We start from the raw sequence: 26,264 nt of genomic DNA on the forward strand, positions 1-26,264 counted from the left end.
AAAAAGATGACGAGCGGTCTGTTCGAAGATGACGGGCGGCCTATTCGAAGAGCTTGGCCGCGGTGATCACGGTCTGGATGATGCCGTAGCCCAGCAGCACGGCCACCAGGAGCCAGGACAGCACAAGGCGAGCGCTCATGCGGCGGCCTCCTTCTCCACGGACGCGGCCTGCTCGTGGTATTGCGAGGGGACCGGGCGGACCAGCAGGTTGGCGATGAAGCCGACGGCCAGGACGCCGACCATGGTGAACAGGGCCGGCTGGTAGGCCGACGACGTCAGGGTGCCGGGTTTGCCCTGGGCGTCGAGGAAGCCGTTGATGATCAGCGGCCCGGCCACACCGGCGGCCGACCAGGCGGTCAGCAGGCGGCCGTGGATCGCACCGACCTGGAACGTGCCGAACAGGTCGCGCAGGTAGGCCGGGATCGTGGCGAAACCGCCGCCGTAGAACGACAGGATGATGCCGGCCAGGATCACGAACAGGGCCGTCGCCGCGTCACCGACGATCGCCAGCAGCAGGTAGAGGATCATGCCGACGCCCAGGTAGACCATGTAGATGGGCTTGCGGCCGATCACGTCCGAGGTCGACGACCAGGCGAACCGGCCGGCCATGTTGAACAGCGACAGCACACCGACGAAACCGCCCGCGGCGGCGACGCTGACGCTGGAGACGCCGTTGTCGCGGAAGAAGTCCTGGATCATCGGGCTGGCCTGCTCGAGGATGCCGATGCCGGCCGTCACGTTGCAGAACAGCACGACCCACAGCAGCCAGAACGACCGGGTCCGGATCGCGTTCGCGGCCGAGACGTTGGCCGTGGTGACCAGCGGCTTCTCCTTGACCGAGGCCGGGTCCCAGCCCTCCGGCCGCCAGTTGTCGGCGGGCACCCGGATGTTCGCGACCCCGAACATCATGATCACGAAGTAGGCGATGCCGAGGGTCAGGAACAACCCGACCAGCGCTCCCCCGTTGGCGACCGAGGTGGCCACGTTGGGGTCGTAGCCGTCGTCGTAGAACGACAGCAGCTGGCGGGAGAGCGGGCTGGCGATCAGCGCGCCGCCGCCGAAGCCCATGATGGCCAGGCCGGTGGCGAGGCCGGGCCGGTCGGGGAACCACTTGATCAGGGTCGACACCGGCGAGATGTAGCCGATGCCGAGGCCGATGCCGCCGATCACGCCGTAGCCGAGATAGACCAGCCACAGCTGCTTGGTGGCGATGCCGAGCGCGCCGACCAGGAAGCCGGCCGCCCAGAAGCTGGCCGAGACGAACATGGCCTTGCGGGGGCCGTTCTTCTCGACCCAGGTGCCACCGACGGCGGCCGACAGTCCCAGCATCACGATGGCGATGCTGAAGATGATGCCGATCGCCGTCTGTGACGTTTCAAAATGGGCGACGAAGGAGTTCTTGTAGACACTGGTCGCATAGACCTGGCCGATGCACAGGTGCACCGACAGAGCAGCGGGCGGGATCAGCCAGCGGCTGAAGCCGGGCGGCGCCACCGAGTGTGAGCGGTCGAGCCTGGTGAGAAGAGACAAAGGGAGCGCCTCCCTACCCGTTCGGGACAGATCGATCTTCATAGTCGTCCCAAACGGGCAGGGCGGCAACCGGTGGAGCTGTCAGGAGCGGTGCAGCAGGGCGTGCGTGCGGCTGATCTGGGCCCACGACTTCGGGGCGGCGGGCTTGGCCGCGCGCAGGGCCGCGGCGTTGGCCACGACCGGGCGGGACGGGGTGTAGAGCCACGCCTGGAACAGGGCATCCAGGTCCTTGCCCGAGATCTTCTCGGCCAGGTCGGTGAACTCCTTGGTGGTGGCGTTGCCGTAGCGGTGGTCGGCCACCCACGTCCGCAGGATCTCGAAGAAGTCGTCGTCACCGACGGCCAGGCGCAGCTGGTGCAGGGTCATCGCGCCCCGGTCGTAGACGGCGTCGCCGAACAGCTGGGCCACGCCGGGGTCGGCCGGCTTGGTGGTCCAGACGAGGGCGTTGGCGGGGTAGGTGGCGTACAGGTAGTCGAAGATCTCCTGGGCCGTGCCCTCGCCGTTCTTCTCCGACCACAGCCACTCGGCGTAACTGGCGAAGCCCTCGTTGAGCCAGATGTGCTGCCACTCGGCCACCGACACCGAGTCGCCGAACCACTGGTGGGCGTTCTCGTGGACGACCACCGAGGTGTTGGAGCCGCGCGTGAAGAAGCCGGACGAGTAGTTGGGGCGGGTCTGGTTCTCGAGCGCGAACGTGAGCGTGCCGGGCGGGGCGACGATGCCGCCGCGCGCCTCGAACGGCCACGGGCCGAACACCGTGCTCTCCCAGTCGGTGATCTCGGCCGTACGCTCGACGCTGGCCTGGGCGGCCTCGCGCAGGGGCTGGGTGAGCCGCTGCGAGTAGGCGTTGTAGACGAGCTGGCCGTCGGCGGTGGTGTCCTGGGTGACGTCGTACTGGCCGACGGTCAGGAACGTCAGATAGGTCGCCTGCGGTTTCAGCGAGCGCCAGCTCCAGCGGGTGTAGTTCAGCGTTTCCCGCACGGGGGGACGTGGCATGCTGCCGTTGCTGATGGCCTCGACGCCGTCGGGCACGGAGACCGACACGTCGAAGGTGGCCTTGTCGAGCGGGTGGTCGTTGCTGGGGTACCACCACCACGCGATCTCGGGTTCGCCCACGGCCATCGCCCCGTCCGGCGTACGGACCCAGGCGGTGTATCCGGCGGCGACCTTCGTGGACGGCACGCCCGAGTACTGCACCACGACCGTCATCGCGCCGCCGTTGGCGACCGTGCGGGCGGGCGTCACGACCAGCTCGTGGTCACCCTGACGGGCGTACGTGGCCGGGCGGTTGTTGACGAGCACCGAGGACACGTCGAGCACGAAGTCCAGGTTGAACCGGCTGAGATCCTGCGTGGCGGTGGCCAGGATCGTGGTGGTGCCGGTCAGCCGGTCGGTGGCGGGCGTGTAGCGCAGGCGTATGTCGTAGTGGGAGACGTCGTACCCGCTGTTGCCGTAGTCGGGGTAGTACTTGTCGCCTAACCCCGGTCCGCCGGGCGCGGGTGCGGCCTGAGCGGCGACTCCGGTCGCGGCGAGGGTCAGCGCGGCGACGGTCACCGTGGTCAAGAATCTGCGCACGATGCACTTCCTTCCGTAGTTGAGCACCTCCTCGAAGCTATCGACATTGGTCGATCATGGGGCCTGCTTGGAAGACAATCGACTCAGTCCGGTTCCTCCTTGACACGCGCGACGAGCTGGGTCGGGTTGACGAACCTGAGTGCGATCACGAGCAGGACCAGCATCGAGGACGTGTAGAGCACGGCCATCGCGTCGACCGACTGCTGGGCCCGGATGCCGGCGGCCGACATCGAGTAGTAGAGGGCGACCACCAGAGTCTGCGAATCCGGACCGGCGGTGAGGAAGGTCAGCTCGAACATGCCGACCGTGCGGACCAGCACCAGGATCGAGGCGGCGAGGATTCCGGGTACGAGCAGGGGCGCCAGGATCCGGACGAAGATCTGCCACGTGCGGGCGCCGCACATGCGGGCGGCGCGTTCGACGGACTGGTCGATCTGCTCGATGAACGGGGTCATGGTGAGGATGACGAACGGGATCGACGGCACCAGGTTGGCCAGCACCACCCCGGCCAGATGACCGGCGAAGCCGTACTTGTACAGGACCGTGGCCAGCGGAATCCCGTACGTGATGGGTGGCATGAGGATCGGGAGCAGGAACAGCAGATAGACCAGGCGGCGGCCGGGGAAGGAACGGCGGGCGAGCACGTACGAGGCGGGGACGCCGACCAGCACCGAGATCGCCACCACGAGCAGCGCGACCTCGAGCGTCACCACCAGCACGTCGAGCAGCCCGAACTCGGTCCACGCGGACGCGTACCACTGGGTCGTCCAGCCCTGCGGCAGCCAAGTGTCGAACCAGCGGCGGCCGAACGAGTTGACCAGCACCGAGCCGATCACACCGGCCAGATGGACCAGGAAGAAGGTCACGGCACCCCAGACGAGCCAGGCGCCGACCGTACGGGGTCTCATCAGCCCTTGCCTCCCGTCGCGCCGGTGTAGAGCAGGGATCGCAGGCCGAGCACCACCGCGACCACGACCAGCTCGACCACGCCCATGACCACGGCGATGGCGCTGCCGAGCGGATAGTCGTAGGCCTCGTACGCGGCGTGGTAGGCGGCGATCGAGACCACGCGCGTGGTTCCGGCCGGGTCGCCGACGAGCACCGCGGACGGGAAGACGCTGAACGCCAGCACGAAGGTGAGGCAGAACGTGGTGGCCAGCCCCGGGGCGAGCAGCGGCAACGTGATCCGGCGGAACCGTTGCCCGCGGCCGGCCCCGAGGGTGGCGGCGGCCCGTTCCAGGGTCGGGTCGATGCCGGACAGGTACGACAGGATCAGCAGGAAGGCGAACGGGAACCCGGTGATGACCAGCGAGAAGAAGACACCCCAGTAGTTGTTGGTCAGCCGGACGGGTTCGCCGGTGAGGCCGGTCGCCATCAGGGCGCGGTTGAACCAGCCGGCCGGGCCGAGATAGTTGAGCAGGCCCTCGGCGGTGAGCACGGTGCCCAGGGTGATCGGCACGACCAGGATCGTGGTGAGAAGCCGCTTGCCGCGGAACCGGCCGCGCATCCGATAGGCGATGGGGACCGAGGCGGCCACGTTGAGGATCGCCGCCGGCAGGGCCAGCCCGAGCGTGGTGGCGATGGTGTCGCGCTGGTAGGCGTCGGTGAAGAACTCGCGGTAGGCCCCGAACACGCCGCCCTGTGCGGGTTGGAAGGACAGACCTATCCCGTACGCGAAGGGGTAGACGAAGAGGGCGAGCACGCAAGCCAGTCCTGGTATCAGCAGCAGGAGTTGACGGTCCATGCCGCGCTCGGCCAGGCGGTGGCGCCATGCGGTCCTGGCGCTCGTGTTGGTCTTCGGCGCGCGTTGGTTCGTGTCGGTCGCGCTCATGCCGGGAACACCTTCCCGCTCATCTGGGGAGCACGCTTCCCGCTCATGTCGGGAACACCAGCACTCGTGAGGGGGCGGCGGTGACGGTGATCCTCTCCCCCGGCGCGGGGCGTTCGAGGGCGCGGAGATGCAGGGCAACCCCTTCCCCCGTACGGGCTTCGACCGCGAACTCCCGTCCCTGGTACTCGACGACCTCGACCGTCACCGGCACCCCGTGCGGGCCGGCGCGCAGGTCCTCGGGGCGGATCGCCGCGACCACCTCGTCCCCGGCGCCGACCGGGCCGATGGCGGTGCCGTCGAGCGACACGCCGGCGCCGTCCACAGTCACGGTGGCGCCGTGCACAGCCTTCACCCGCATGGGCAGCAGGTTGCGGTAGCCCATGAAGTCGGCGACATGCCGGTTGGCCGGGCGGTTGTGGAGTTCCTGGGGTGTCCCGATCTGCTCGACCCGGCCGTCGCGCAGCACGACCAGCCGGTCGGCCAGCGACAGCGCCTCCTCCTGGTCGTGGGTGACGTAGACGGTGGTGAGGCCGAGGGACTGGTGCAGCCGGCGGATCTCGGTGCGCATCTCCAAGCGGAGCTTGGCGTCCAGGTTCGACAGCGGCTCGTCCATGAGCACCAGCGCCGGTTCGAGCACGACGGCCCGGGCGATGGCGACCCGTTGCTGCTGGCCGCCGGAGAGCTGGCCGGGCAGCTTGGCGGCGTGGTCCTCCAGGCGTACGAGGGAGATCGCCTCGTCGGTGCGGCGCCGCACCTCGTCGCGGGGCAGGCGGCGCATCTGCAGGCCGAAGGAGACGTTGCGGCGTACGGAAAGGTGGGGAAAGAGCGCGTAGTTCTGGAACACCATGCCGAAGCCGCGCCGCTCGGGAGGCACGGTGTCGAGGCGGGTCTCGTCCTGCCAGATGCTGCCCTCGCTCAGCGGGAGAAGGCCGGCCAGGCAGTTCAGCGCGGTCGACTTGCCGCAGCCCGACGGCCCGAGCAGGGCGATGAACTCGCCGCGCCGGATCGTCAGGCTCAGGCCGGCCAGCGCGTCCCGCCCACCGAAGCGCCGCCGCACCCCGTCCAGGCGCAGCTCGGAGAACCCGCTCACGGCTTTCCCTTTCGCGCCAAACGCTTTTCGCGGCGCCTCACTTCTTGACCTTCGCGCCGCCGATGTCGCGGTCCCACTTGTCGAAGGCGGCCACGAGCGACTTGGCGTCGAGCGGCACTTCGAGGGGGTTGTCCGCGATGAGCTGGTCGTACTCGGGACGGCCGTACTCGGCGAGGGCCTTCTGGCTCTCCTCGGGCGCCATGCTCAGGGTGACGTCCTTGAGCGCCGGGCCCGGATAGAAATACCCCTGGTCGTACGCCTTGGCCTGTTGCTGTGGCGTCAACATGTCTTTCAAGAGGTTGAGGATGGCGGCCTGCTTGCCGGTGGGAACACCCCGCGGGATGACGGCGTAGTGGGCGTCGGTGACCCAGTGGAATCCCTTGAGCGTCTGGACCTTCGCTTCTTTGGGGACAGTGCCGAGTACTCGCGGGTTGATGTCCCAGCCGGTCGTGGTGGCGATGATCTTCGCCGAGCCGTTCGCGAGGTTCTTCATGGTCTCGGACGTGCTCGACGGGTAGAGCGTGACGTACTTGTTCAGCTCGGCCAGGTACTGCCAGGTCTTGGACCAGCCGTTGACCGGGTCCTTGGGATCCTTGTCGCCCAGCAGGTAGGGCAGCCCCATGAGGAAGGTGCGGCCCGGGCCCGAGTTGGAGGGACGGGCGTACTGGACGGCGCCCGGGTTGGCTTTCGCGTACGCGAGAAGCTCCTCGGCGCTGGTGGGCGGGCTCGGCACCCTGTCCGGCAGATATTCGATCAGCGGCCCCGACGGGTAGTAGGTGACCGTGACACCGAAGTCGCCGGCCAGCTTCTGCATCTCCGCCGCGCCCGGCTGGTAGTCGTTCATGCCCGGCAGCCGGGACGCATATGTGGGCAACAGAGTTGTCCACAGCCCCTGGTCGATTCCGGCGGCCAACCCGTCAACACCAGTCAACACGAGGTCGATGTCGACACGCCCCGCGGCCTGCTGCGCCTTGATCTTGCCGACCAGCTCGGGCGCGGTGGCCTTGGAGTAGGTCACCTTGCCGATCTGGTCCCCGTTGCGGGCGACGAAGTCGTCGATCATCCCCTGTGTGAGTTGGAGGTTCCCGGCAACGTCCAGGATGTTGATGGTCACGGCGTCACTGGGCTTCTCGGGCACCGGCCCGTCGGTGGCACCGCCGCCGTTCGGCGCGTCAGGCGCGCCGCAGGCAGCGAGAACGAGGACGGCGGTCAACGAGGCGAGGCGAGCTCTGGGCATGGCGGTTACCCTCCTGCCGGGCCGGTGGAAGCCCGGACGATCAGCTGGGTGGGCAGTTGCTGGTTGACCATCTGGGGCGTCAGGAGCAGGTCGACGGCGGCTCGACCGGCCGGCCCCTTGGGAAGGGCGACGGTGGTCAGCGCCGGATGGACCATCGCGCCGAGCGGGATGTCGTCGAAGCCCAGCACGCTGATGTCCTCGGGGACGGCGATGCCGCGGGCCGCGAAACGGTGGAGCAGGCCGAGCGCGACCAGGTCGTTGTAGGCGATCACCGCGGTCGCACGGGTGGCCAGGATGCGGTCGGCGGCGGCCACCCCGCCCTCGAACTGGGGCATGACGCTGCCCATCTCGATCAGCTCGATCTCGGCGACTTCGTCTCTCGCACCGCCGGTCGTGGACACTCCGACGTCCACGGACACGCCCTCGCTCGTGGGTCGGCCGATCCTTGGGGACGTGCCCTCATTGGTGGGTCGGCCGATCCCCGGGAAGGCGCCCTCATTCATGGGTCGGCCGATTCCCGCGGACGCGCTGCTCCTCGAGAAAGCACTGCTCCGGGTGACCCCACGCAGCGACCGGACCCGTTCGCGGTTGGCCCAGGACGTGCGCGGGCCGGCCACGTACGCGATCCGCCGGTGTCCCAACGCGACCAGGTGGCTCACCGCTTGGCGCATCCCGTCGAGGAACCCGGCCGTGACCGACGGCGCGCCGGGGATGCGGCGGTAGACCAGCACCATCGGGATCTCAGCGGCGAGCGCGCGCAGCTCGGTCTCGGGCATGCGCGGCGAGCACAGCACCACGCCGTCGACCTGTTTGGCGAGCCTGCGCACGAGGCCGGCCTCGGCCGCCGGGTTCTCGTCGGTGTCGGCGAGGAAGACGGCGTGGTCGGCCTCGTGCGCGCGGGCCTGCACACCCTTGACGATGCCCGGGAAGAACGGATTGGCCAGGTCAGGGACGATCAGACCAAGGTTCCCCGTACGCCCGGTGATGAGCCCCCGGGCCGCCCGGTTGGGGTGGTAGCCGAGGTCGGACGCCACCGCCCGCACCCGCTCCCGCGTGGCCGGCCGCACCTTGTCCGGCTGCGACAGCGCCCGGGTCACCGTGGCCACCGAGACGCCGGCCGCGTCGGCAACGTCCTTGATGGTGACCGCCATGCCGGCCAGTCTGGGATCGCTCCCACCTACCGGTCAACGCATCGACGACGATCATTGCGAATGGCGCTGAAAACCTTTACATCCATGCTCATCGCCGGGCCGCGTTGATCTTGCGGCGACAGTCGCGACAGGGCGGCGTCGCCGGGGTTGGTCAGGTCAGACCGCTGATCGCCGCCACCTCGCCCGGGGTCAGGTCGAGGGAGGCGGCCGCGATGTTCTCCTCCAGGTGGGCGACCGAAGCCGTCCCCGGGATGGGCAGGATCTGCGGCGACCGCGCCAGCAACCACGCCAGCACGATCTGGTGCGCCGTCACGCCGTACTTCGACGCGGCCTCCTGCACGGCCCGGTTGCCGTCGAGGTTCTGGATCGGCGCCCACGGCAGGAACACCAGCTGCTCCTGCTCGCACAGGTCGACCAGCGACTCCGACTGGCGGTCGTCGACGTTGTAGCGGTTCTGCAACGACACGATCGGCGTGAGGCGCTGGGCCACCCGCAGCTGCGACTCGTTGAAGTTCGACACGCCGAGGTGCCGGATCTTGCCCTCGTTCTTCAGCTCGGCCAGCGCCCCGATCGAGTCTTCGAGCGGGACCTTCGGGTCGATGCGGTGGAACTGGTAGAGCGGGATCTGCTCGAGGCGCAGACGTCGCAGGCTGCCCTCCAGCGCCGACCGCAGATGCTCGGGCCGGCCGTCGGGCACCCACTGTCCCGGGCCCGGGCGGGTCAGGCCGCCCTTGGTCGCGATCACCAGCTCTTCCCCGTACGGATGCAGGGCCTCGGCGATCAGGGATTCGCTCACATCCGGCCCGTACGAGTCGGCCGTGTCGATGAAATTGACGCCGAGCTCCACCGCCCGGCGCAACACCGCCTTCGCTTCGTCCCGGCTCTTGGGTTCACCCCAGATGCCGTCCCCGGTGATCCGCATGGCGCCGTAGCCGAGGCGGTTGACCGTCAGGTCCCCGCCGAGATCGATCGTGCTCATTTTCGGACTCCTCTCCACCGCCGAACCTACGCCCGATCTCCGCACCCGACTTATTCCTTGACAGGAATATTCTGCTAGGAGAATACTTCGCCACATGGAAGCTGTCCTGTCAGCTCTCGCCGACCCCGCGCGGTGGCAACTCGTCGGCCTGCTGGCCGAGCGGCCCCGCCCGGTCGGGGTCCTCGCCCGGCTCGCCGGTGCGCGCCAGCCGCAGACCACCAAACATCTGCAGACCCTGGAACGCGCCGGCGTCGTCGCCTCCGAGCGCACCGGTCAACGACGGATCTACGCGTTGCGGCCCGGCATGCTGCGCGACCTCGCGGCCGAGCTCATCCGGCTCGCCGACGAGGCGGAACGAACCAATCAGCCGTACGCGCAACACGGTTTGACCCTCGACGCCGAGCGCCGCGCCGCGAGCGGGTCCGGGTGGGCCGACGGCCGGTCGTTCGACTTCTCCCGTACGCTGCCCGCCGCGCCCGAGACCGTGTGGCGTCACCTGACCGAGGCGTCGTTGCTGGCCGCATGGTGGACGCCCGACGATCTGCGCACCTCCGAGCTGGTGTTCGAGGCGCAGCCGGGCGGCCGGATCGTCCAGGAGTACCGCGACGCCGAGGACGTCGACGACACCGACCAGGTCGCCGGCCGGGCCGAGGGCGTGGTCGACGAGGTGGATGCCCACGAACGTCTCGCCTACCTGCTCTCCCCGCTGCTCCCCGGCGGCGGCCTCGCCTTCACCTCGCACGTGACCCTCGTGCTGCGCCCGGCCGGGGCCGGCACCGAGCTCGAGGTGACCTACCGCGTCACCGACAGCGCGGTCGACGCCGCCGACTTCATCGCGGGCATCGAGCTCGGCTTCGGCCAGAGCCTCGACAAGCTGGCCACCACGCTGCAGACACCCGACTCCGCACCTCGGCCGACAGCCTCCGCGCCCCGGCCGACATCCAACTCCGCACCCGTGCCGACATCCGACTCCGCACCCCGGCCGGCAACCGACTCCGCACCCCCGCCGGCAACCGACTCCGCACCGCGAACATCCGAAGGAGCCTGACATGCGCCGAGTAGTCACCAACATGAGCCTGTCCCTCGACGGCTGCTACGCCTCCCCCGCCGGCCCGCAGGACATGGGCTGGGTGATGCCGTACGCGGTCAGCGACGTCGCCCGGGCGCACCTGACCAGCCTGTGGGAGCCCGCCACCACGGCCCTGCTCGGTCGCGTCAACGCCGAAGGGTTCCTGGGCTTCTGGCCCACGATCATCGGAGCCGAGGGTGTCGATCCGCGCGACGAGGCGTACGCGAAATGGCTGGTCGAGGCGGACAAGGTGGTGCTGTCGTCGACGCTGGCGCAGGCGCCCTGGGAGCGCACGACCGTGGTCGACCGACCGGCCGCCGAGGTGGTGACCGACCTGCGGAAGACCGGTGACGGCGACATCGTCGTGTTCTCGAGCGCGAGCGTGATCAAGGCGCTGCTCGCCGCGGACAAGGTCGACCGGCTCGCCCTGATGGTGTTCCCGGTGTTCCTGGGCGACGGCCCGCGCCTGTTCGACGGCGACCGGCCCGGCGTGAAGTGGAACCTGGTCAGCCAGACCGCCGGCGAGCACGGCGAACTCGCGCTCGTCTACGACCGGGCCCGCTGACCCGAAGAGGCCGCCGACGTTGGCGGGACGAGCGCCGCGGCTATGACGCGTTTCTGCGCGACGCAGCCGCCGGGGTGATGATCTCGACCCCGGCCTCGGTCAGGGCGTCACGGATGTCCGGCGGCGGCATAGTGTCGGTCACCAGGTAGTCGGCCGCCGACAGCTCGCTGACCTGGGCGAACAGACGCCGGCCGAACTTGGACGAGTCGGCGAGTATGGCGACCCGGGCCGCCCGCGAGATCATCTCCTGCATCATGGCCGCCTCGGCCAGGTTGCTCGTGGTGTAGCCGGCGTCGGCCGAGACCGCGCCGACGCCGATCAGGGCCAGGTCGCAGCTGATGTCGAGCTCGGCCCCGCCGTTGGCCCGGAAACTGACCGGCCCTATCGTCGCCAGCGTCAGCGCGCGCACGGCACCGCCGAAGACGTAGATGTCGCGGATCGCGCTCGACGGCAGCGCGGCCGGCACCAGCAGGTTGTTCGTGGCCACGGTGAGCTCGCGATGCTGGCTGAGGCCGCGGGCCAGGGCCAGCGTCGTCGTGCCGCCGTTGATCATGATGGTGGAGCCGTCTTCGACCAGGGCCGCCGCCAGCTCCGCGATCTGTTCCTTCTCCTGTTCCTGGATGCTGAGGCGCTGGTCGACGGCGCGATCGGTGCGCGCCAGCGTGGAGCGGCTCACCGCACCGCCGTACGTGCGAACCAGAACCCCGTCGGCACTGAGCTGATCGAGATCGCGCCGCACGGTGTCGATCGAGACGCCGAACCGCTCGGCCAGCGCACTGACCGTGACCTGCCCGGTCTCCGCCACATAGGCGGCCAGCTGGGCCTTGCGTCCGGCCGGCAGATGCCGTTGCCGCTCGTCCTTATCGACGCTCACCGCTCCCCCTCGGTTTTGTGCGGCAGTATGCCACAACCTTGCGTTAACAACCCGCACCGCCGCGAAGAGCAGCGAAGAGCCGCAGAGTCACGCAACTAGGCCGCACATACTGCACGACCAGGGCAACGCTGCGCAATAGCCCGAGCGGCCCCGCCCCGAACCTTGCCGCATCCTGCAAGACTTCGCAGGATTCTGCGGTTCTTGGCCTTGTTAACCGCCGTAACACGTTGCTAACGTGACGCTCACCTCGCAGAGAACAGAAGGACTTCCCTATAGAAGGAGCACGACATGGCCATTCGGAAGGCGTCTCGGACGCGACTGATAGGGGCCCTCACGGCCGCCACGGTCGCGCTCGCACTCGGTGCCTGCGGTGGTGGCGATTCGGATGACGTCGCGGCGGACGGTTCCGTGACGCTCGAGTTCGCACAGTGGTGGGCGCCGGAGCTTCCGGCCGGATCGTTCGACAAGATCATCAACGAGTTCCAGACGGCGAACCCGAACATCAAGGTCAAACTGCTGAGCGGCCCGTACGCCTCGACCAAGCAGCAGCTGGTCACCGGCGCGGCCTCGAAGACGCTGCCGGACGTGGTCGGTCTCGACGGCGCATGGGTCAACGACTTCGCCAAGCAGGGCGCGATCGCCGACCTGACCGAGCTGATGGGCGACGCCAACTACGACTCGAGCCAGCTGGCCAGCCAGATCCAGCTCGAGGGCAAGACGTACATGATCCCGGTGGTCAACTTCGTCTACCCGCTCTTCGTCAACCAGGACCTGCTGACCAAGGCCGGCGTCGACAAGGTGCCGAGCACGCGCACCGAGTTCTCCGACGCGGCCAAGAAGATCACCGCGACCGGCGGCAACGTCAAGGGCTGGGCGCTCCCGCTCGACACCGCCGTTCCCAACGGCATCCAGAACGACGTCATGTCGTGGCTGTGGGCCTCGGGCGGCAGCATGCTGGCCGACGGCAAGCCGGCCCTGACCACCCCGCAGGTCAAGAGCGTCGTCGAGTACGTCAAGAGCCTCAACGACGCCGGAGTGATCGCCGAGGGCTCCCTCACCATGAAGGAGCAGGACAAGGTCGAGAAGTTCACGACCGGCCAGGTCGGCATGATGATCGACTCGCTCGCGCACATCAACCTGGTCAAGGAGAACGCGCCGAACCTCAAGTTCGCGATCGCTCCGGTTCCGGCCGAGGACGGCTTCACCGGCAAGCGGGGCATCCCGTACGCGTCGTGGGGCATCGGCGTCGCGAACTCCTCCAAGCACAAGGCCGAGGCCTTCAAGCTGGTGCAGTTCCTGATGGACGCCAAGGCCAACGCCGAGCTGGCCACGCTGGCCAACGGCTTCCCCGGCAACAAGACGGCCAAGCCGGACTTCAGCAAGAGCGACCCGATGTTCGAGGAAGCGTTCAAGATCTACCAGGAGGGCTTCCCGGCCAACGAGTTCGTCGGCCTGCCCAAGTCGGAGGACCTGATGCGCAGCTTCGACGAGAACCTTCAGCTGGTGCTCACCGGCAAGCAGAGCGTCGACGACGCGCTCAGCAAGTCGCAGGACTCCTGGTCCTCGGTAATCGAATAGTCGGCCCGGGCGCCGCGCTCCACCAGGGCGCGGCGCTCGACCAAGGAGACAGCGATGACTTCCCTGACCGTGGAAAAGCCGCCGCCGGCCGAGCCCGAGGCGCCCACGCGCACCAAGAAATCGGTGGCCCGCCGGCTCATCCCGTTCGGCTACCTGTCCCCGACCATCGTGTTGATCGTGGTCCTGATGGTGGTCCCCATCATCATGGTGATCAGCTACTCGTTCCGGGACAACGTGATCGTCCAGGAGAACTCGGTGTTCGCCGGGTTCGCCAACTACACGGACGTGCTCACCGACCCGGACTTCGTGGCCGCGCTGAAGAACACGTTCATCTTCATCACGGTCAGCATGGTGGCCCACCTGCTCCTCGGCCTGGGCTTCGCCATGATGCTGAACTCCGGCATGCTGAGCGGTGTCACCAAGGCGATCTTCCGGGTCGTCTACGTGCTTCCCTGGCTGTTCACGATCGCGGTCATCGCCGTCATCTGGCGGCTGCTGCTCGACCCCTCCGGCGTCATCAACTACGTGCTGCAGACCCTGGGCATCATCCAGGACGGCGTGAACTGGCTCGGTGACCCCGGCTCGGCGCTCTGGGTCGTGACGTTCGTGAACATCTGGTCGGGCTATCCGTTCTTCATGATCAGTTTGCTGGCCGGCCTGCAGGGCATCCCCGGCGAGCTGTACGAGGCGGCTTCCGTGGACGGGGCGAACCCGTGGCAGAAGTTCTGGAACGTGACGATCCCGCAGCTGCGCCCGGTGATCATCAGCATGGCCGTACTCGACCTGATCTGGACGTCCCAGCAGTTCGCGCTGATCTGGATGATGACCGGCGGCGGGCCTCTGAACTCGACCGAGATGCTCAGCACCTTCACCTACAAGCTGGCTTTCAGCGAGTACGAGTTCGCCACCGCTTCCGCCAGCGCCGTGATCGTCCTGCTGCTGACGATGATCCTGGCCTTCTTCTACGTCCGTCAGCAAAGGGAGCGGTGATGACGACAGCGACTCTCAAGGGGCCGCGGCGCACCCTCGCGAAGGCCGGCCTGATCGTCGGACTGACCCTCGGTGGCCTGTTCGCCGGCCTGCCGGTGCTGTGGATGCTCTCCACCTCGTTCAAGGCCAACGGCGAGGTGTTCCAGAACCCGCCGAAGCTGATCACGGAGAGCTTCTCGTTCGACGCCTACACCGAGATCCTCGGCAACGGCGCTCAGCTGCGGTTCTTCCTCAACAGCTACATCGTCGCGATCGCCGTCACGGTGCTGACGCTGCTCGTGGCGGTCCTGGCCTCGTACGCGTTCAGCCGCTTCACGTTCCCGTTCTCCAAGACGATCAACGCGGTGATCGTCAGCGTCCAGGCCGTCCCGCCGATCACGCTGGTCATTCCGTACTTCGGGCTCGTCGTCGCGCTCGGTCTCTACAACACCTATCCGGGTCTGATCCTCACCCACATGGTGTTCACCCTGCCCTACGCGATCATCATGATGACCGCCTACTTCAACACGCTCCCGAAAGAGCTGGACGAATCCGTCAAGGTCGACGGAGGCAACAGCTGGACCGCTCTGTGGCGCATCCTCGTGCCGATCTCGGTCCCGGGTCTCATCGCCGTCGGCGTCTACACGTTCATGATCTCGTGGAACGAGTACCTGTTCGCGCTCGCGCTGACTCGCACCGACGACATGCGCACGGTCCCGATCGGCATCCAGCTGCTCATGGGCCAGCACTCGTACGAGTGGAACCAGATGATGGCGATGAGCATCCTCGGCTCCATCCCCGTTCTCGTCCTCTTCCTGATTTTCCAGCGGCGGTTCATCGGGGGACTCACCTCCGGCGCCGTCAAAGCCTGACCCCCCGCTTTTCGTTCGGGAATCCCAAAAGGAGAAACAAGCACATGCTCACGACCGGCAAGGCGATCCTCGACGTCGCTAACGAGCACAACTTCGCCGTGCCCGCCTTCAACATCAGCGACTGGGCGATGTTCAAGGGCATCGTGGAGATCAGCGAGGAGACGAACGCCCCCCTCATCGTGGCGATCCACCCGGACGAGGTGGCGCACATCGGCCGCGACATGATCGCCGGCATCATCGAGCGCTCGCACCGTTCGAGCGTGCCGATCGCGATCCACTGGGACCACGGCGGCACCTACGAGCAGGTTCTCCAGGCGGTCCAGTACGGCTTCACGTCCGTCATGATCGACGCCTCGATGAAGCCGTTCGACGACAACCTGGCCATCACCAAGAAGGTCGTGGACTCGGCGCACGTGCTGGGCGTCTCGGTCGAGGGCGAGCTGGGCACGATCGGCGGCAACGACACGTACGCCGAGGGCGGCTCCGACACCATCATCTACACCGACCCGGACGACGCGGTCACCTACGTCAAGCAGACCGGTGTGGACAGCCTGGCCATCGCGATCGGCACGTTCCACGGCTTCTACCCGGCGCACCTCAAGCCGGAGCTCAAGCTCGACCTGCTCAAGGAGATCAAGGGCCGGGTCGGCATCCCGCTGGTGCTGCACGGCGGCTCGGGCAACCCGGACGACGAGATCCGTGAGGCCGCGCGCATCGGCATCAACAAGATCAACATCTCGACCGACATCAAGGTGGCCTACCACAACAAGATGCGTGAGGTTCTGGGCAACGACCCCAAGACCCGCGAGCCCAACGCCATCCAGCCCGCCTGCATCGCGGCCATGAACGAGGTCGCCGCCCAGAAGATCGAGCTGTTCGGCGCCGCCGGCAAGGCCTCGCTGTACTGACATGAGCGACGCGTCCCGTGTAGTCCTGGGCCTCGGCGGTTGTGTCGACTACGAGTTGAAGCTCACCGCCGATGTCCTGGAACAGCTGATTACCTCGTACGGCATCCGCGCCGCGGAGCTGACATCACCGCCGGCCGTGGTGAGCAGCGAACGGGACCTGGTCGTGTCGATCCTGGGATACGTGGCCCGGGGCGGGGGCGGCGAGCACTTCGTCGCCTCGGCCCCGGCGCTGTCCACCTTCGCCGACCGCTTTGCCCACCGTACGACCCTGGGCGGCACCTCGGTGCGGGCCGGGCTCCTGCTCGACCGGCTCGGCATCCCGTCCGCCCTGCACCTGGTCACCGTCAACGACGACTTCCGCCGTCTGCTGCCGGCCGGCGGCGAGTGGTTCAACTCGGGCACCGAGGACACGTTCTTCCCGCACCTGATCGTGCAGTTCGACCAGGGCCTGCACGTGCGGGCGGGCGACCTCGACCTCACCTCGCCGTTCCCGAACCGCCTGATCTACGTCAACGACCCGGCCAACGAGATCATGCTGCTCACCGACGACCTGGGGTCGCGGCTCAGCCGGGCCTCGGTCTTCCTGATCTCCGGCTTCAACGCGATGCGCGACGAGACTCTGCTCGACTCGCGGCTGGCCGCGCTGCGCGAGCACATGAGGCAGCTGCCGGCCGACGCGGTCACCTACTTCGAGGACGCGGCCTACCACGAGCCCGCGTTCAGCGCGCGGGTCCGCGCGGCGCTGCTCGACCGCATCGACGTCTACGGCCTGAACGAGGACGAGCTGCAGACCTACCTCGGCCGTACGGTGGATCTGTTGTCACCGGCCGAGGTCGCGGACGCCCTGGCTGCGTTGTCGAAGCTCATCCCGGCCCCGATCCTGGTGCTGCACACCAAATACTGGGCCCTCGCCTACGGCGCCGACGCCGCCTCCTACACGGACGCGGTCGACGCCGGCATCGTCATGGCCGCGACCCGCTATGTGCACGGCGACGACATGACCCGCGCCGACGGCGAGGAGCTGCGGACCCGCCGGCGCCGCGCCGAGTCGGTGGTGTTCGCGACCGCCCTCGCCGACCGGCTGGGCGAGGTGGTCAGCTGCCGGCCGGCCTTCCAGCTCGACGTCGCGAACCCGACGACGGTCGGCCTGGGCGACACTTTTGTTGGCGGCTTTCTCTCCGCGATCGCCGGAAAGGCACACCGATGACTGTCATAACTCTGCCCGCGAACCAGCCCGAGACGTTCTACCGAGGCGCCGGCCGGATCGCGTCGTTCCGCAACGTGCCCGCTCTGGAGGACCGTCCCGAAGACTGGGTCGGCTCGACGACTGACCGTTTCGGCCTGGGCCCCTCCGGTCAGTCGTCCCTGCCGGACGGCCGCCTGCTGGCCGAGGCGATCGCCGCCGAGCCGGGCTGGTGGCTGGGCCCCGACCGCACCGACACCGGCGTGCTGGTCAAGCTGCTCGACGCCGGTCAACGCCTGCCCCTGCACGTGCACCCCGACCGCTCCTTCGCCACCGCGCACCTGGCATCCCCGTACGGAAAGACCGAAGCCTGGGTGATCGTCTCGGCACGGGACGACGCGTTTGTGCACCTGGGTTTCGCCCGCGACGTCGAGGCCGACGAGCTGGCGACGTGGGTGGCCGGCCAGAAAACGGACGAGATGCTGGCCGCCACCAACAAGGTCCCGGTCTCAGCGGGCGACGCGATCCTCTGCCCCGCCGGCCTCCCCCACGCCATCGGCGACGGCATCCTGCTGGTCGAGGTCCAGGAGCCGACCGACTTCTCGGTGCTGCTGGAGTACGAGGGTTTCGGCCTGGCCGACGGCCATCTCAACCTGGGCTACGACCTGGCCCTGCAGTGCGTCGACCGCAGCGCCTGGTCGCCGGCCCGCATCGAGCAGCTGCGCGGCACCGACCGCCTGCTCCCCGCGGCCGCCGACGAGTTCTTCTCGGCCACCCGCCACCGCGCCGGCGACCGCCTGCCCCAGGGCTTCGGCATCGCGGTCGCGGTCTCCGGCGAGGGCACCCTGACCGGCGAGCACGACACCCTCCCCGTCCGGCGTGGCGACACCCTGCTCATTCCGTACGCCGCCGGCCCGCTGAGCGTCGACGGCCAAGTGGAGCTGATCCGCCTCTCGGCCTGACCGCCCCGATTCCCCGCCGCCGGACGCTTCACGCGTCCGGCGGCAACAGGCTCCCACCCACTCCACGTCCAGCACCTGCTGTCCCGCACACCCCGCATCCCTGCGTCCAGCACCTGCCGCCGTACACACCTCCATCGAGCGGCTGCCGTCCCGCTCACCACACACCGCATTTCGCGTCCAGCCCCTGCTGTCCCGCACACCCCGCATCCCTGCGTCAGCACCTGCCGCCCTACTCACCTCCATCGAGCGGCTGCCGTCCCGCTCACCACACGCCGCATCCCGCGTCCAGCACCTGCCGCCGTGCACACTTCCATCGAGCGGCTGCCGTCCGCGCACCGCACACCGTGCATCCCGCGTCCAGCACCTGCCATCCGTCGCACGTCTCCTGTGCTCGGTCGCGACGGAGCCGATCAAGCGCCGGAGGCTGGGACGTCGCCTCTGAGGTAGGTGAGCGCCGCGAGAACGCGCCGGTTGGTGTTGTCGTCGGGCGGCAGGGCGAACTTCGCGAGAATGTTGCCCACGTGCTTGCCGACGGCCGCCTCCGACAGCGACAGCGTCCGAGCGATGGCCGCATTCGAATGCCCCTGCGCGACAAGCGCCAGCACCTCCCGCTCCCGCGGAGACAACAGCGAGACCGGATCGCTACGCCGCACCAGCAGCCGCCGGACCACCTCAGGGTCGATCACCGTCTCGCCCGCGACAACCCGCCGCAGCGCGTCCACAAACTCCTCAACATCAACCACCCTGTCTTTCAACAGATAGCCGACGCCCCCACCGGACTCCAGCAGTTCGGTCGCATAGCCGTCCTGCACGAACTGACTGAGCGCCACTACCGCCAGCCCCGGACAGTCCCGCCGAAGCCGAACCGCGGCCCGCAGCCCCTCGTCACTGAACCCCGGCGGCATCCGGATGTCGGTCACCACAAGCTCGGGCCGAAACTCACCGACGGCCGCCTCGAGCGCCACCGCGTCCCCCACAGCGGCAACCACCTCGAACCCGAACCGCCCCAGCAGACCCGCGACTCCTTCCCGCAGCAGAACGCCGTCTTCCGCCAGAACTACCCGCACCCGCTCCCCCTCGGTGGCACGCCGCTCGCTCGTCGCCCCGGCCGCGGCTGGTGGCCCGCTCATTTGCGCGGCCACGGCAGCTCCACCCGGATCATGGTCGGACCACCAAGCGGGCTGGCGAGCAGCATCCGGCCGTCCGCCACGGCCACCCGGTCGGCCAGCCCGACCAGGCCCGTTCCGCGCTCGAGGTCGGCACCACCCCGGCCGTCGTCGCGCACCTCGACCACCAGCGTCCCGTCTTCTGCGCGGGCTTCTACGGCCGCGCGCGCCGCGCCGCTGTGCTTGGCCACGTTCGCCAGTGCTTCGGCGACCACGAAGTAAGCCGTTGCCTCCAGGTGTTCGGGCGGCCGCGACGGCAGCTCGGTGTGGACGTCGACCGGCATCGGTGTCTGCCCGGCGAGGTCGCGCAGCGCGGCCGGCAAGCCGAGGTCGGTCAGCACCTGCGGCCGGATGCCATGGATGAGTTCGCGCAGCTCTCCCATGAGTTCCTTGGCCTGCCGATGCGCGGTCGCGACCGGAGCGGCGGCCGGCGAGCCCTCGGGAAGGTCGATTTTCGCCAGCCCCAGCTGCAGCGTCAGGCCGACGAGCTTCTGCTGGGCGCCGTCGTGCAGGTCGCGCTCGATCCGCCGGCGCTCGGCCTCGAACGCGTCGGCCATGCGGGCCCGCGACCGCGACACCTCGACCAGTTCCGCGCGGAGCTTCTCCCCGCTGCCGGTGTGCAGCAGGGCCCGGGCCGCCGCCGCGTGCGCCCCCGCCGTCACGGCGACCAGATAGGGCATGGAAGCCAGCGCGATGACACCCGCGACCGCATAAGGCACGGCCTCGCTCGCCGTCGCGATAATGATGATGCCGAAGGAGATCGGCCCTTGGTCGACGAGCCACGGGCTGAGCGCCAGAACGACGATCAGGATCTCGATGAACGCCAGCACGCCGTAGACCACCGGGACGATGGTGACGAGCAGGACGGCGTATCCGAATCGTCGCCACCGTGAAGGGCTGAGCCTGAGGAACCGGTCGTCGGCCAAGCGCAGCCTCCGTCGCTCGAGCCCGGCCAGGGGCCATGCGACCAAGGGCCCGAGGCCGCCCAGCAGCACCGCACCCGCAACGAACAGCAGCAGCGCCTCGAGGGCGTCGGTGCGGCCGGTGCCGAGCCGACGGATCAGCACGATCCACGGCGCCGCGAACAGGCCGAGCGCCGCTGCGGTCACCACTATGAGCGGGATGCTGGTCACGAGGAATGCGAGCGACCGCCAAGGCCACCAGGTGGCCAGGAAGCGCCGACTGCGTAATGCGGTGAGTGCGGACACGAGAGCCAAGCTAGCGGTGCTGCGCATGCCGCCCCAAGGTGTCTGGCACTACATCTGAGGTATGCCTAGCCCTACCCGAAGACGGTGTCCAGACGTAGTGCCCGGGCGGTGTCCACGGTGGTCTTCTTCCGGCCATGACATTCCCGCAACGCCGTCCTATCTTCACCTTCTTCCTGCTGACGTTCGGGCTGACATGGTTGTTCTGGCTGCCCTATGTGCTCTCGGCCAACGGCCTGGGCGTCTTTCCCTGGCGGTTCCCGTCGGTCCTCGGCAGCTCGCAGACGCTCGGCCTGTTGCCGGGCGCTTATCTGGGCCCGGTCACGTCGGCCCTGCTCGTCACCGCCGTCACCCAGGGCCGGCCCGGCCTGCGCCGCTGGGCCCGGCGCCTGGTTCGCTGGCGAGTAGGCCTCCGGTGGTATGCCGGGGTTCTCTTCGTCGTGCCGGCGGTCATGGTGGCGTCCACCCTTCTCCTGCCCGACGCCGCGGCGGACATGACCTTCCCATCGGCGGCGACGCTGGTCGCGTACCTACCGCTGTTGGTCCTTCAGGTGCTGACGACCGGGCTGTCCGAGGAACCGGGGTGGCGCGATTTCGCACAGCCGCGCTTGCAGGCCCGGTTCGGGCCCCTGACGGGTTCGCTCGTGATCGGCCCGCTGTGGGGCGCCTGGCATCTGCCGCTGTTCTTCACCGAGTGGGCCGGCTGGCCCGATGTCGACTGGCGGATGCCGGCGGAGTTCGTGCTCAGCTCGGTGCTGCTGAGCATCGTGCTGACCTGGGTGTTCAACCGAAGCGGAGAGAGTCTGCCCCTCGCCATGCTGCTGCACGCGAACGTCAACACGGTGTTCTCGCTGGCCTGGCCCCAGATCTTCCCGCGGCTCGACGCCTTCAGCGACTCGCTGCATGCTCTGGTGATCGGTTCCGGTCTGGCCGCACTGGTCCTGATCGTCGCGACACGCGGCCGGCTTGGGGCCCCGCCGCCGTCCACGCCCTGCGAAAGCCAGCCGGAAACCACGGCGCTGCGAAGGGTGTGATGTCCGGTGTGGTTGCCAGTGCGACGGACGGCGGCCCGGGCGAGGTGGGAGAGCCGGTTCGCGGTGTGGCGCGTCAGGACGGCGTGCACGGTGGATACCGCCACGCCTTCCTGGTCGGCTGTCGGGGCTGGTCCGATGGATGAGTCAGACCGCGTCGACGGTGAACAGCATGGCCTGCTCCGGGGTGAGCAACGGGACCGGAAGCCCGGCCTCCAGCAACACTCGCCCGGGAAGGGTGACCTCACCGGCTGCCAGCCACGGGGGTGGTGCGTCCTGGACGGTCCGGGGCGGGGCACCGAGCGCGAGCGGACGCACGGTGTAGCGGCGGTCGGGGTCGAGACCCGGGAAACGCACCGGCTCAGGGATCGCGGAACCCGGTGCGCGCAGGACGGCCACGGCGAACAGGGCCGTGCGCTGGTCGAGCGAGACGACTCCGTGCACGAGGCGGTCGGGGTCGTCGCCGCCGGAGCGGACCACCCGGCCGCTGTGCAGCAGCGAACGCCGCTGTTTGTACTCGGCTACCCACCCGCGGATCAGTGCCCGCTCGTCGTCGGTGGTTGTGGTCAGGTCCCACTCGATGCCGGCGTGGCCGAACAGCGACGTGGCCAAGCGGAAACCGAGCGCGCCGGTACGGCCGGTGATGTGGGCGGTCGGGGCGCCGACGTGCGAGCCGAGCAGCTCGGGCGGCATCAGCACGCTCGTCCAGCGCTGGATCTGCTGACGCTCCAGGGCGTCGTTGGTGTCGGACGTCCAGAAACGGTCGGTGTGTTCGAGGATGCCGAGGTCGATCCGGCCCCCGCCGGCGGCGCAGCTCTCGATCTCGACCGCCGGGAAGCGACGCTTGAGTTCGGCCAGCAGCCCGTAGAGGGCGGTCGTCTGGCGGTGGGCCGAGCCTTCCTGGGCCACGTCGCGGTTGTGGTCCCACTTCACAAAGGCGATTTCGTACGTCGTGAGGAGCTCGCTGATCGCGCCGAGCACATAGTCGTAGGCTTCGGGGACGGCCAGGTTGAGCACCTGCTGGTGACGCCAGGTCGCCGCGCCGGGGCCGCCGAGGATCCAGTCGGGGTGGGCCCGGGCCAGATCGGAGTCGGGCGAGACCATCTCGGGCTCCAGCCAGAGCCCGAACTCCATGCCGCGCTCGTGCACGGCCTTGATGAGCGGGCCGAGGCCGTCGGGCCAGCGGGTCGGGTCGACGGTCCAGTCGCCGAGGGCACGCCGGTCGTCGGTGCGGCCGCGGAACCAGCCGTCGTCGAGCACGAACCGTTCGACCCCGACCGAGGCGGCGGCGTCGGCGAGCGCGGTAAGGCGTTCCAGCGAGTGGTCGAAGTAGACGGCCTCCCAGGTGTTGAGCACCACCGGCCTCGGCTTCAACGGCGCGCGCCGCGACCGGATCCAGTCGTGCAGCCGGTCCGACAGCCCGTCGATACCGGTGGCCGACCAGACGGCGACGGTCCAGGGGGTGGTGTAGGCGCCGCCGGGTTCGAGGCCGACCTCCCCCGGGGCCAGCAGCTCGCCGGCGCCGAGCACGGTCGAGCCGAGAGTGCTGCGTTCGGCCCACAGCTGCTTGTCGCCGCTCCACGCCAGGTGCACGGCCCACACCTCGCCCGAGCGGAAGGTGAAGCCGGGGGTGCCGAGCATCATCACGTACGGGTCGTCGTGGCCGGGCTTGCCGTGCCGGGTCTCGCGGGTCCAGGCGCCGGTCCGCATCGGCGTGCGCTGCGGTTTGCGCTCGTAGGCCCAGATGCCGGCGAAGTCGAGCAGGTCCGACGCCCGCGCGGGCACGGGCAGGACAACCGCGAGCGAGCCGAGGCCCAGGTCCGCGTCGCCGGCGTTGGCCAGGGTGTGCCGCATCCGCAGCACGCCCTGCGCGCTCAGCTCGATCTCGGTCGTGACGGTGAGGGGGCCGTCGGTCAGCGAGATGAGGATCGAGCCGGGCGAGGGCTGGGAGACGCCGGCCAGGGTCCAGCGGGGGCGGCCGGGTGTGCCCGAGAAGGCGGGACGGCCGTTCCAGCCGTCGCCCAGCGTCGGCAGCAGCGACAGGTAGGGCGGCTCGTCGAGCGAGCTGGGCGGGTTGGCGGGCACGGCCGAGGCGGCGAAGGCGGCCAGATCGTCGGCGGCGAGGTCGCCGAGCGCGGCTCCCCAGTGCAGGACGGCGGGTGGCCGCGGGCCGCGGGCGTCCAGCACGAAACTGGTGCCCGCGGCCTGCAGGTGGATCAACAACGCGTGTTACTCCTTGACCGGGATGGCCTGGGACTTGAGGGTGTCGATGGTCGACTTCTGGGCGGAGGTGAGGGCGTCGGTCAGGGTGCCGCTGCCCGAGACGGCCGCCTTGAAGCCGTCCGAGGCGTTCGCGTACGTCGAGGTCATCGTCGGTCCCCACGTGAAGTCGGGCGTGACCTCGGTGGCGGCCTGCGCGAAGACCTCGTAGATCTTCTGGTCACCATAGAACTCGACCGGGTTGGCCAGGTACGAATACTTGGTTCCGGCCGTGGTCGCCGGGTAGAGCTGGGCCTCCTTGTTGAGCAGGCCGAGCGCTTCCTCGCTGGTGTTGAGCCACAGGGCGAACTGCGCGGCCTCGTACGGGTGCTTGGAGGTCTTGAAGATCGCGGTGGCCGAGCCGCCCCAGTTGCCCGCGATCGACTCGCCGGCGCTCCACTGCGGCATCGGAGCGACGCGCCACTTGCCGGCCGTCTTCGGCGCGCCGCTCATGATCGAGTTGGCGCCCCAGACGGCGGAGACCCAGGTCCAGGCCGAGCTGGAGTTGTAGGCGTTGTCCCACTCGGTGGTCCATGGCGGGACGGTCGAGACGAGCTTCTTGCTGATCAGGTTCTGCCAGTAGTCGGCGACCTTCTTGGTCTTGTCGTCGGTCAGGTTGACGGTCCACTGCTGGCCGTCGTTGGCGAACCAGCGGCCGCCGGCCTGCCACGCGAAGCCCGCGAACTGGTTGATGTCGCTCTGCGAGAAGTTGGTGATGTAGCCGCCGGCCGCCTTCACCTTCTCGGCCGCCGCCGCGTACTCGTCCCAGGTCTTCGGCACCGGGATGCCGTTCTTCTCGAACAGGTCGGCCCGGTAGAACAGCGCCATCGGGCCCGAGTCCTGCGGGATGCCCCAGGCCGACTTGTCGTCGCCGAAGCTGACCTGGTTCCAGGTCCACGGGATGAACTGGTCCTTGGCCTTGGCCACGATGTCGCAGGAGGCGACGTCGAACAGGCCGTCCTGCACGCGGAAGCTGGGCAGCGCGTCGTACTCGATGTGGCCGAGGTCGGGGGTGTTGCCGGCCTTCAGCTGGTTGAAGAAGTTCTGGTAGGTGCCGCCGTTGCCGTTGGGGCCGGTCTGCACCTTGACCTGGATGTTCGGGTTCTTGTCGTTCCAGGCCTTCACCACGTTCTCGATCCCGGGGATCCAGGTCGTGTAGGTGAGGGTGACCGGGCCGGACGACGGCGCGCAGGAGGCGGCCGCGGCGCCCTCGGACGAGGAGTCGTCTCCGCCGGACCCGCAGGCGGACAGGGCAAGCACCGAGATCAGCAAGGCGCTGAGGCGTTTACGCATGGCGTTTCCTTTGACGGGGTGAGAGGGGTGCTAGGGGTACTACTTGACGGCGCCGGCACCCAGGCCGTTGCGCCAGAACCGCTGCAGAAGCAGGAACGCGACCACCAGCGGCGTGATCGAGAGCAGGGCGCCGATGATCACCAGGCCGCGCAGCTCGGGAATTTGGTTCACCTGGGTGTTCCAGGTGTAGAGGCCGAGCGTCACGGGGAACAGCCGCTCGTCGCTGAGCATGATCAGCGGGAGCAGGAAGTTGTTCCAGACGGCGACGAAGTGGAACAGGAAGATCGTGACGAGGGCCGGGAACATCAGCCGGGTCGCCACCTTGAAGAACGTGCGGATCTCGCCCGAGCCGTCGATGCGGGCCGCCTCGAGCAGCTCGTCGGGAACGCTGGCGGTGGCGTAGATGCGGGCCAGGTAGACGCCGAACGGGTTGACCAGGCTGGGCAGGAACACCGCCCAGAACGTGTTGGTCGCGTCAACCTTGCTGAACAGCAGGAACAGCGGCAGGGCGAGCGCGGTGGCCGGCACGAGCACGCCGCTGAGCACGACGTTGAAGAGCAGTTCGCGGCCGCGGAACCGATATTTGGCCAGCGCGTAGCCGCACATCGCGGCCAGCACGGTGCCGAGCAGCGCGGCGCCGCCGGTGTAGAGCAGGCTGTTGAGCATCCAGCGCAGGAACACGCCGTCGCGGTAGGCGATCAGGTCGCCGATGTTGGCGAACAGGTCGAAGTCGGCGAACCAGAGCGGGTTCGTGCTGGTGAACTGGTCGGAGCTCTTGCTGGCCCCGACGAAGAGCCACCAGATCGGCACCAGGAAGTAGAGGGTGCACACCGCCATGACGAGCATGGCCGCCGTACGGGAAAGAAGTGGCTCTTTGATCTTGCTGCGGCCGCCGCTTCCGGGTGCGGACGCGGAGTCGACGGCGGACGCGGAGGAA

At 68.7% G+C, this 26,264-nt stretch carries 24 protein-coding genes; 9 read left to right on the plus strand and 15 right to left on the minus strand.

Translation table 11 applies throughout. The annotated features are described in order from the left end of the window. Positions 1–40: 40 nt before the first annotated feature. From JIG36_RS54855 to JIG36_RS45220, 9 genes are all read right to left on the minus strand, one after another. Positions 41–139 (minus strand): MFS transporter small subunit, encoded by a 99-nt coding sequence (locus tag JIG36_RS54855; protein WP_436655917.1) that lies wholly within the window; start codon positions 137–139, stop codon positions 41–43. Continuing rightward, entirely contained in the window at positions 136–1,530 is a 1,395-nt protein-coding gene (locus JIG36_RS45185; RefSeq protein ID WP_236049614.1) for an OFA family MFS transporter, read from the minus strand. Before JIG36_RS45185 ends, JIG36_RS54855 begins: the two co-directional genes overlap by 4 nt. A gap of 81 nt (positions 1,531–1,611) precedes the next feature. Beyond that, positions 1,612–3,105 carry a M1 family metallopeptidase gene (locus tag JIG36_RS45190; protein WP_203383078.1) on the minus strand — a complete coding sequence of 498 codons (1,494 nt, stop codon included), beginning with the start codon at positions 3,103–3,105 and terminating at the stop codon, positions 1,612–1,614. A gap of 83 nt (positions 3,106–3,188) precedes the next feature. Further along, complete coding sequence (locus JIG36_RS45195) at positions 3,189–4,013, minus strand: ABC transporter permease (protein ID WP_203383079.1); 825 nt, start codon at positions 4,011–4,013, stop codon at positions 3,189–3,191. After that, positions 4,013–4,936, minus strand: a complete 924-nt coding sequence (locus JIG36_RS45200) for an ABC transporter permease (protein ID WP_203383080.1) — start codon at positions 4,934–4,936, stop codon at positions 4,013–4,015. The genes JIG36_RS45195 and JIG36_RS45200 overlap by 1 nt, the downstream gene beginning before the upstream one ends. Before the next feature lie 43 nt (positions 4,937–4,979). Continuing rightward, positions 4,980–6,026 carry an ABC transporter ATP-binding protein gene (locus tag JIG36_RS45205; RefSeq protein WP_203383081.1) on the minus strand — a complete coding sequence of 349 codons (1,047 nt, stop codon included), beginning with the start codon at positions 6,024–6,026 and terminating at the stop codon, positions 4,980–4,982. Between the two features lie 37 nt (positions 6,027–6,063). Continuing rightward, positions 6,064–7,263 carry an extracellular solute-binding protein gene (locus JIG36_RS45210; RefSeq protein ID WP_203383082.1) on the minus strand — a complete coding sequence of 400 codons (1,200 nt, stop codon included), beginning with the start codon at positions 7,261–7,263 and terminating at the stop codon, positions 6,064–6,066. Positions 7,264–7,268: 5 nt separating this feature from the next. Further along, entirely contained in the window at positions 7,269–8,414 is a 1,146-nt protein-coding gene (locus tag JIG36_RS52880; protein WP_236049615.1) for a LacI family DNA-binding transcriptional regulator, read from the minus strand. Positions 8,415–8,565: 151 nt separating this feature from the next. Then, entirely contained in the window at positions 8,566–9,393 is an 828-nt protein-coding gene (locus JIG36_RS45220) for an aldo/keto reductase (protein ID WP_203383083.1), read from the minus strand. Between the two features lie 94 nt (positions 9,394–9,487). Between JIG36_RS45220 and JIG36_RS45225 the strand changes: the two genes are divergently transcribed. Both JIG36_RS45225 and JIG36_RS45230 read left to right on the plus strand, forming a co-directional pair. Beyond that, positions 9,488–10,441: a metalloregulator ArsR/SmtB family transcription factor gene (locus JIG36_RS45225; RefSeq protein ID WP_203383084.1), complete on the plus strand. Its 954-nt coding sequence runs from the start codon at positions 9,488–9,490 to the stop codon at positions 10,439–10,441. A 1-nt stretch (position 10,442) separates the two neighbouring features. Further along, on the plus strand, positions 10,443–11,027 hold the full coding sequence (locus tag JIG36_RS45230) for a dihydrofolate reductase family protein (RefSeq protein ID WP_203383085.1): 585 nt from the start codon (positions 10,443–10,445) through the stop codon (positions 11,025–11,027). Positions 11,028–11,067: 40 nt separating this feature from the next. On the opposite strand, the gene JIG36_RS45235 is transcribed toward JIG36_RS45230, so the two are convergent. Next, the gene (locus JIG36_RS45235) at positions 11,068–11,901 is read right to left on the minus strand and encodes a DeoR/GlpR family DNA-binding transcription regulator (RefSeq protein ID WP_307873172.1); all 834 of its coding nucleotides are present in this window, start codon (positions 11,899–11,901) and stop codon (positions 11,068–11,070) included. Positions 11,902–12,309: 408 nt separating this feature from the next. On the opposite strand from JIG36_RS45235, the gene JIG36_RS45240 reads away from it, so the two are divergent. From JIG36_RS45240 to JIG36_RS45265, 6 genes are read left to right on the plus strand one after another with little or no spacing between them, the layout of a single operon-like run. Then, positions 12,310–13,479 carry an ABC transporter substrate-binding protein gene (locus JIG36_RS45240; protein ID WP_307873173.1) on the plus strand — a complete coding sequence of 390 codons (1,170 nt, stop codon included), beginning with the start codon at positions 12,310–12,312 and terminating at the stop codon, positions 13,477–13,479. Between the two features lie 54 nt (positions 13,480–13,533). Next, a complete protein-coding gene (locus JIG36_RS45245) occupies positions 13,534–14,469 on the plus strand; it encodes a carbohydrate ABC transporter permease (protein ID WP_203383087.1) in 936 nt (311 codons plus the stop codon). After that, positions 14,469–15,320, plus strand: a complete 852-nt coding sequence (locus JIG36_RS45250) for a carbohydrate ABC transporter permease (RefSeq protein ID WP_203383088.1) — start codon at positions 14,469–14,471, stop codon at positions 15,318–15,320. The genes JIG36_RS45245 and JIG36_RS45250 overlap by 1 nt, the downstream gene beginning before the upstream one ends. A 44-nt stretch (positions 15,321–15,364) precedes the next feature. Continuing rightward, positions 15,365–16,228: a ketose-bisphosphate aldolase gene (locus tag JIG36_RS45255; protein ID WP_203383089.1), complete on the plus strand. Its 864-nt coding sequence runs from the start codon at positions 15,365–15,367 to the stop codon at positions 16,226–16,228. Position 16,229: 1 nt separating this feature from the next. After that, positions 16,230–17,435, plus strand: a complete 1,206-nt coding sequence (locus JIG36_RS45260) for an ADP-dependent glucokinase/phosphofructokinase (protein WP_203383090.1) — start codon at positions 16,230–16,232, stop codon at positions 17,433–17,435. Next, on the plus strand, positions 17,432–18,373 hold the full coding sequence (locus JIG36_RS45265; protein ID WP_203383091.1) for a class I mannose-6-phosphate isomerase: 942 nt from the start codon (positions 17,432–17,434) through the stop codon (positions 18,371–18,373). Before JIG36_RS45260 ends, JIG36_RS45265 begins: the two co-directional genes overlap by 4 nt. Positions 18,374–18,783: 410 nt before the next feature. On the opposite strand, the gene JIG36_RS45270 is transcribed toward JIG36_RS45265, so the two are convergent. Further along, positions 18,784–19,515, minus strand: coding sequence for a LuxR C-terminal-related transcriptional regulator (locus JIG36_RS45270; RefSeq protein WP_438870805.1), 732 nt, complete (start codon positions 19,513–19,515; stop codon positions 18,784–18,786). Next, positions 19,500–20,747: a sensor histidine kinase gene (locus JIG36_RS45275; RefSeq protein ID WP_307873174.1), complete on the minus strand. Its 1,248-nt coding sequence runs from the start codon at positions 20,745–20,747 to the stop codon at positions 19,500–19,502. The genes JIG36_RS45270 and JIG36_RS45275 overlap by 16 nt, the downstream gene beginning before the upstream one ends. A gap of 134 nt (positions 20,748–20,881) precedes the next feature. On the opposite strand from JIG36_RS45275, the gene JIG36_RS45280 reads away from it, so the two are divergent. Then, positions 20,882–21,778 carry a CPBP family intramembrane glutamic endopeptidase gene (locus tag JIG36_RS45280; protein ID WP_203383092.1) on the plus strand — a complete coding sequence of 299 codons (897 nt, stop codon included), beginning with the start codon at positions 20,882–20,884 and terminating at the stop codon, positions 21,776–21,778. Between the two features lie 144 nt (positions 21,779–21,922). On the opposite strand, the gene JIG36_RS45285 is transcribed toward JIG36_RS45280, so the two are convergent. From JIG36_RS45285 to JIG36_RS45295, 3 genes are read right to left on the minus strand one after another with little or no spacing between them, the layout of a single operon-like run. Continuing rightward, complete coding sequence (locus JIG36_RS45285) at positions 21,923–23,998, minus strand: alpha-galactosidase (protein ID WP_203383093.1); 2,076 nt, start codon at positions 23,996–23,998, stop codon at positions 21,923–21,925. A 6-nt stretch (positions 23,999–24,004) separates the two neighbouring features. After that, entirely contained in the window at positions 24,005–25,327 is a 1,323-nt protein-coding gene (locus tag JIG36_RS45290; protein ID WP_203383094.1) for an ABC transporter substrate-binding protein, read from the minus strand. Between the two features lie 39 nt (positions 25,328–25,366). Further along, positions 25,367–26,173: a carbohydrate ABC transporter permease gene (locus tag JIG36_RS45295; protein ID WP_203383168.1), complete on the minus strand. Its 807-nt coding sequence runs from the start codon at positions 26,171–26,173 to the stop codon at positions 25,367–25,369. Positions 26,174–26,264: the final 91 nt, after the last annotated feature.

Source organism: Paractinoplanes ovalisporus (genome assembly GCF_016834655.1).
GTDB classification, from domain to species: Bacteria; Actinomycetota; Actinomycetes; order Mycobacteriales; family Micromonosporaceae; genus Actinoplanes; species Actinoplanes ovalisporus.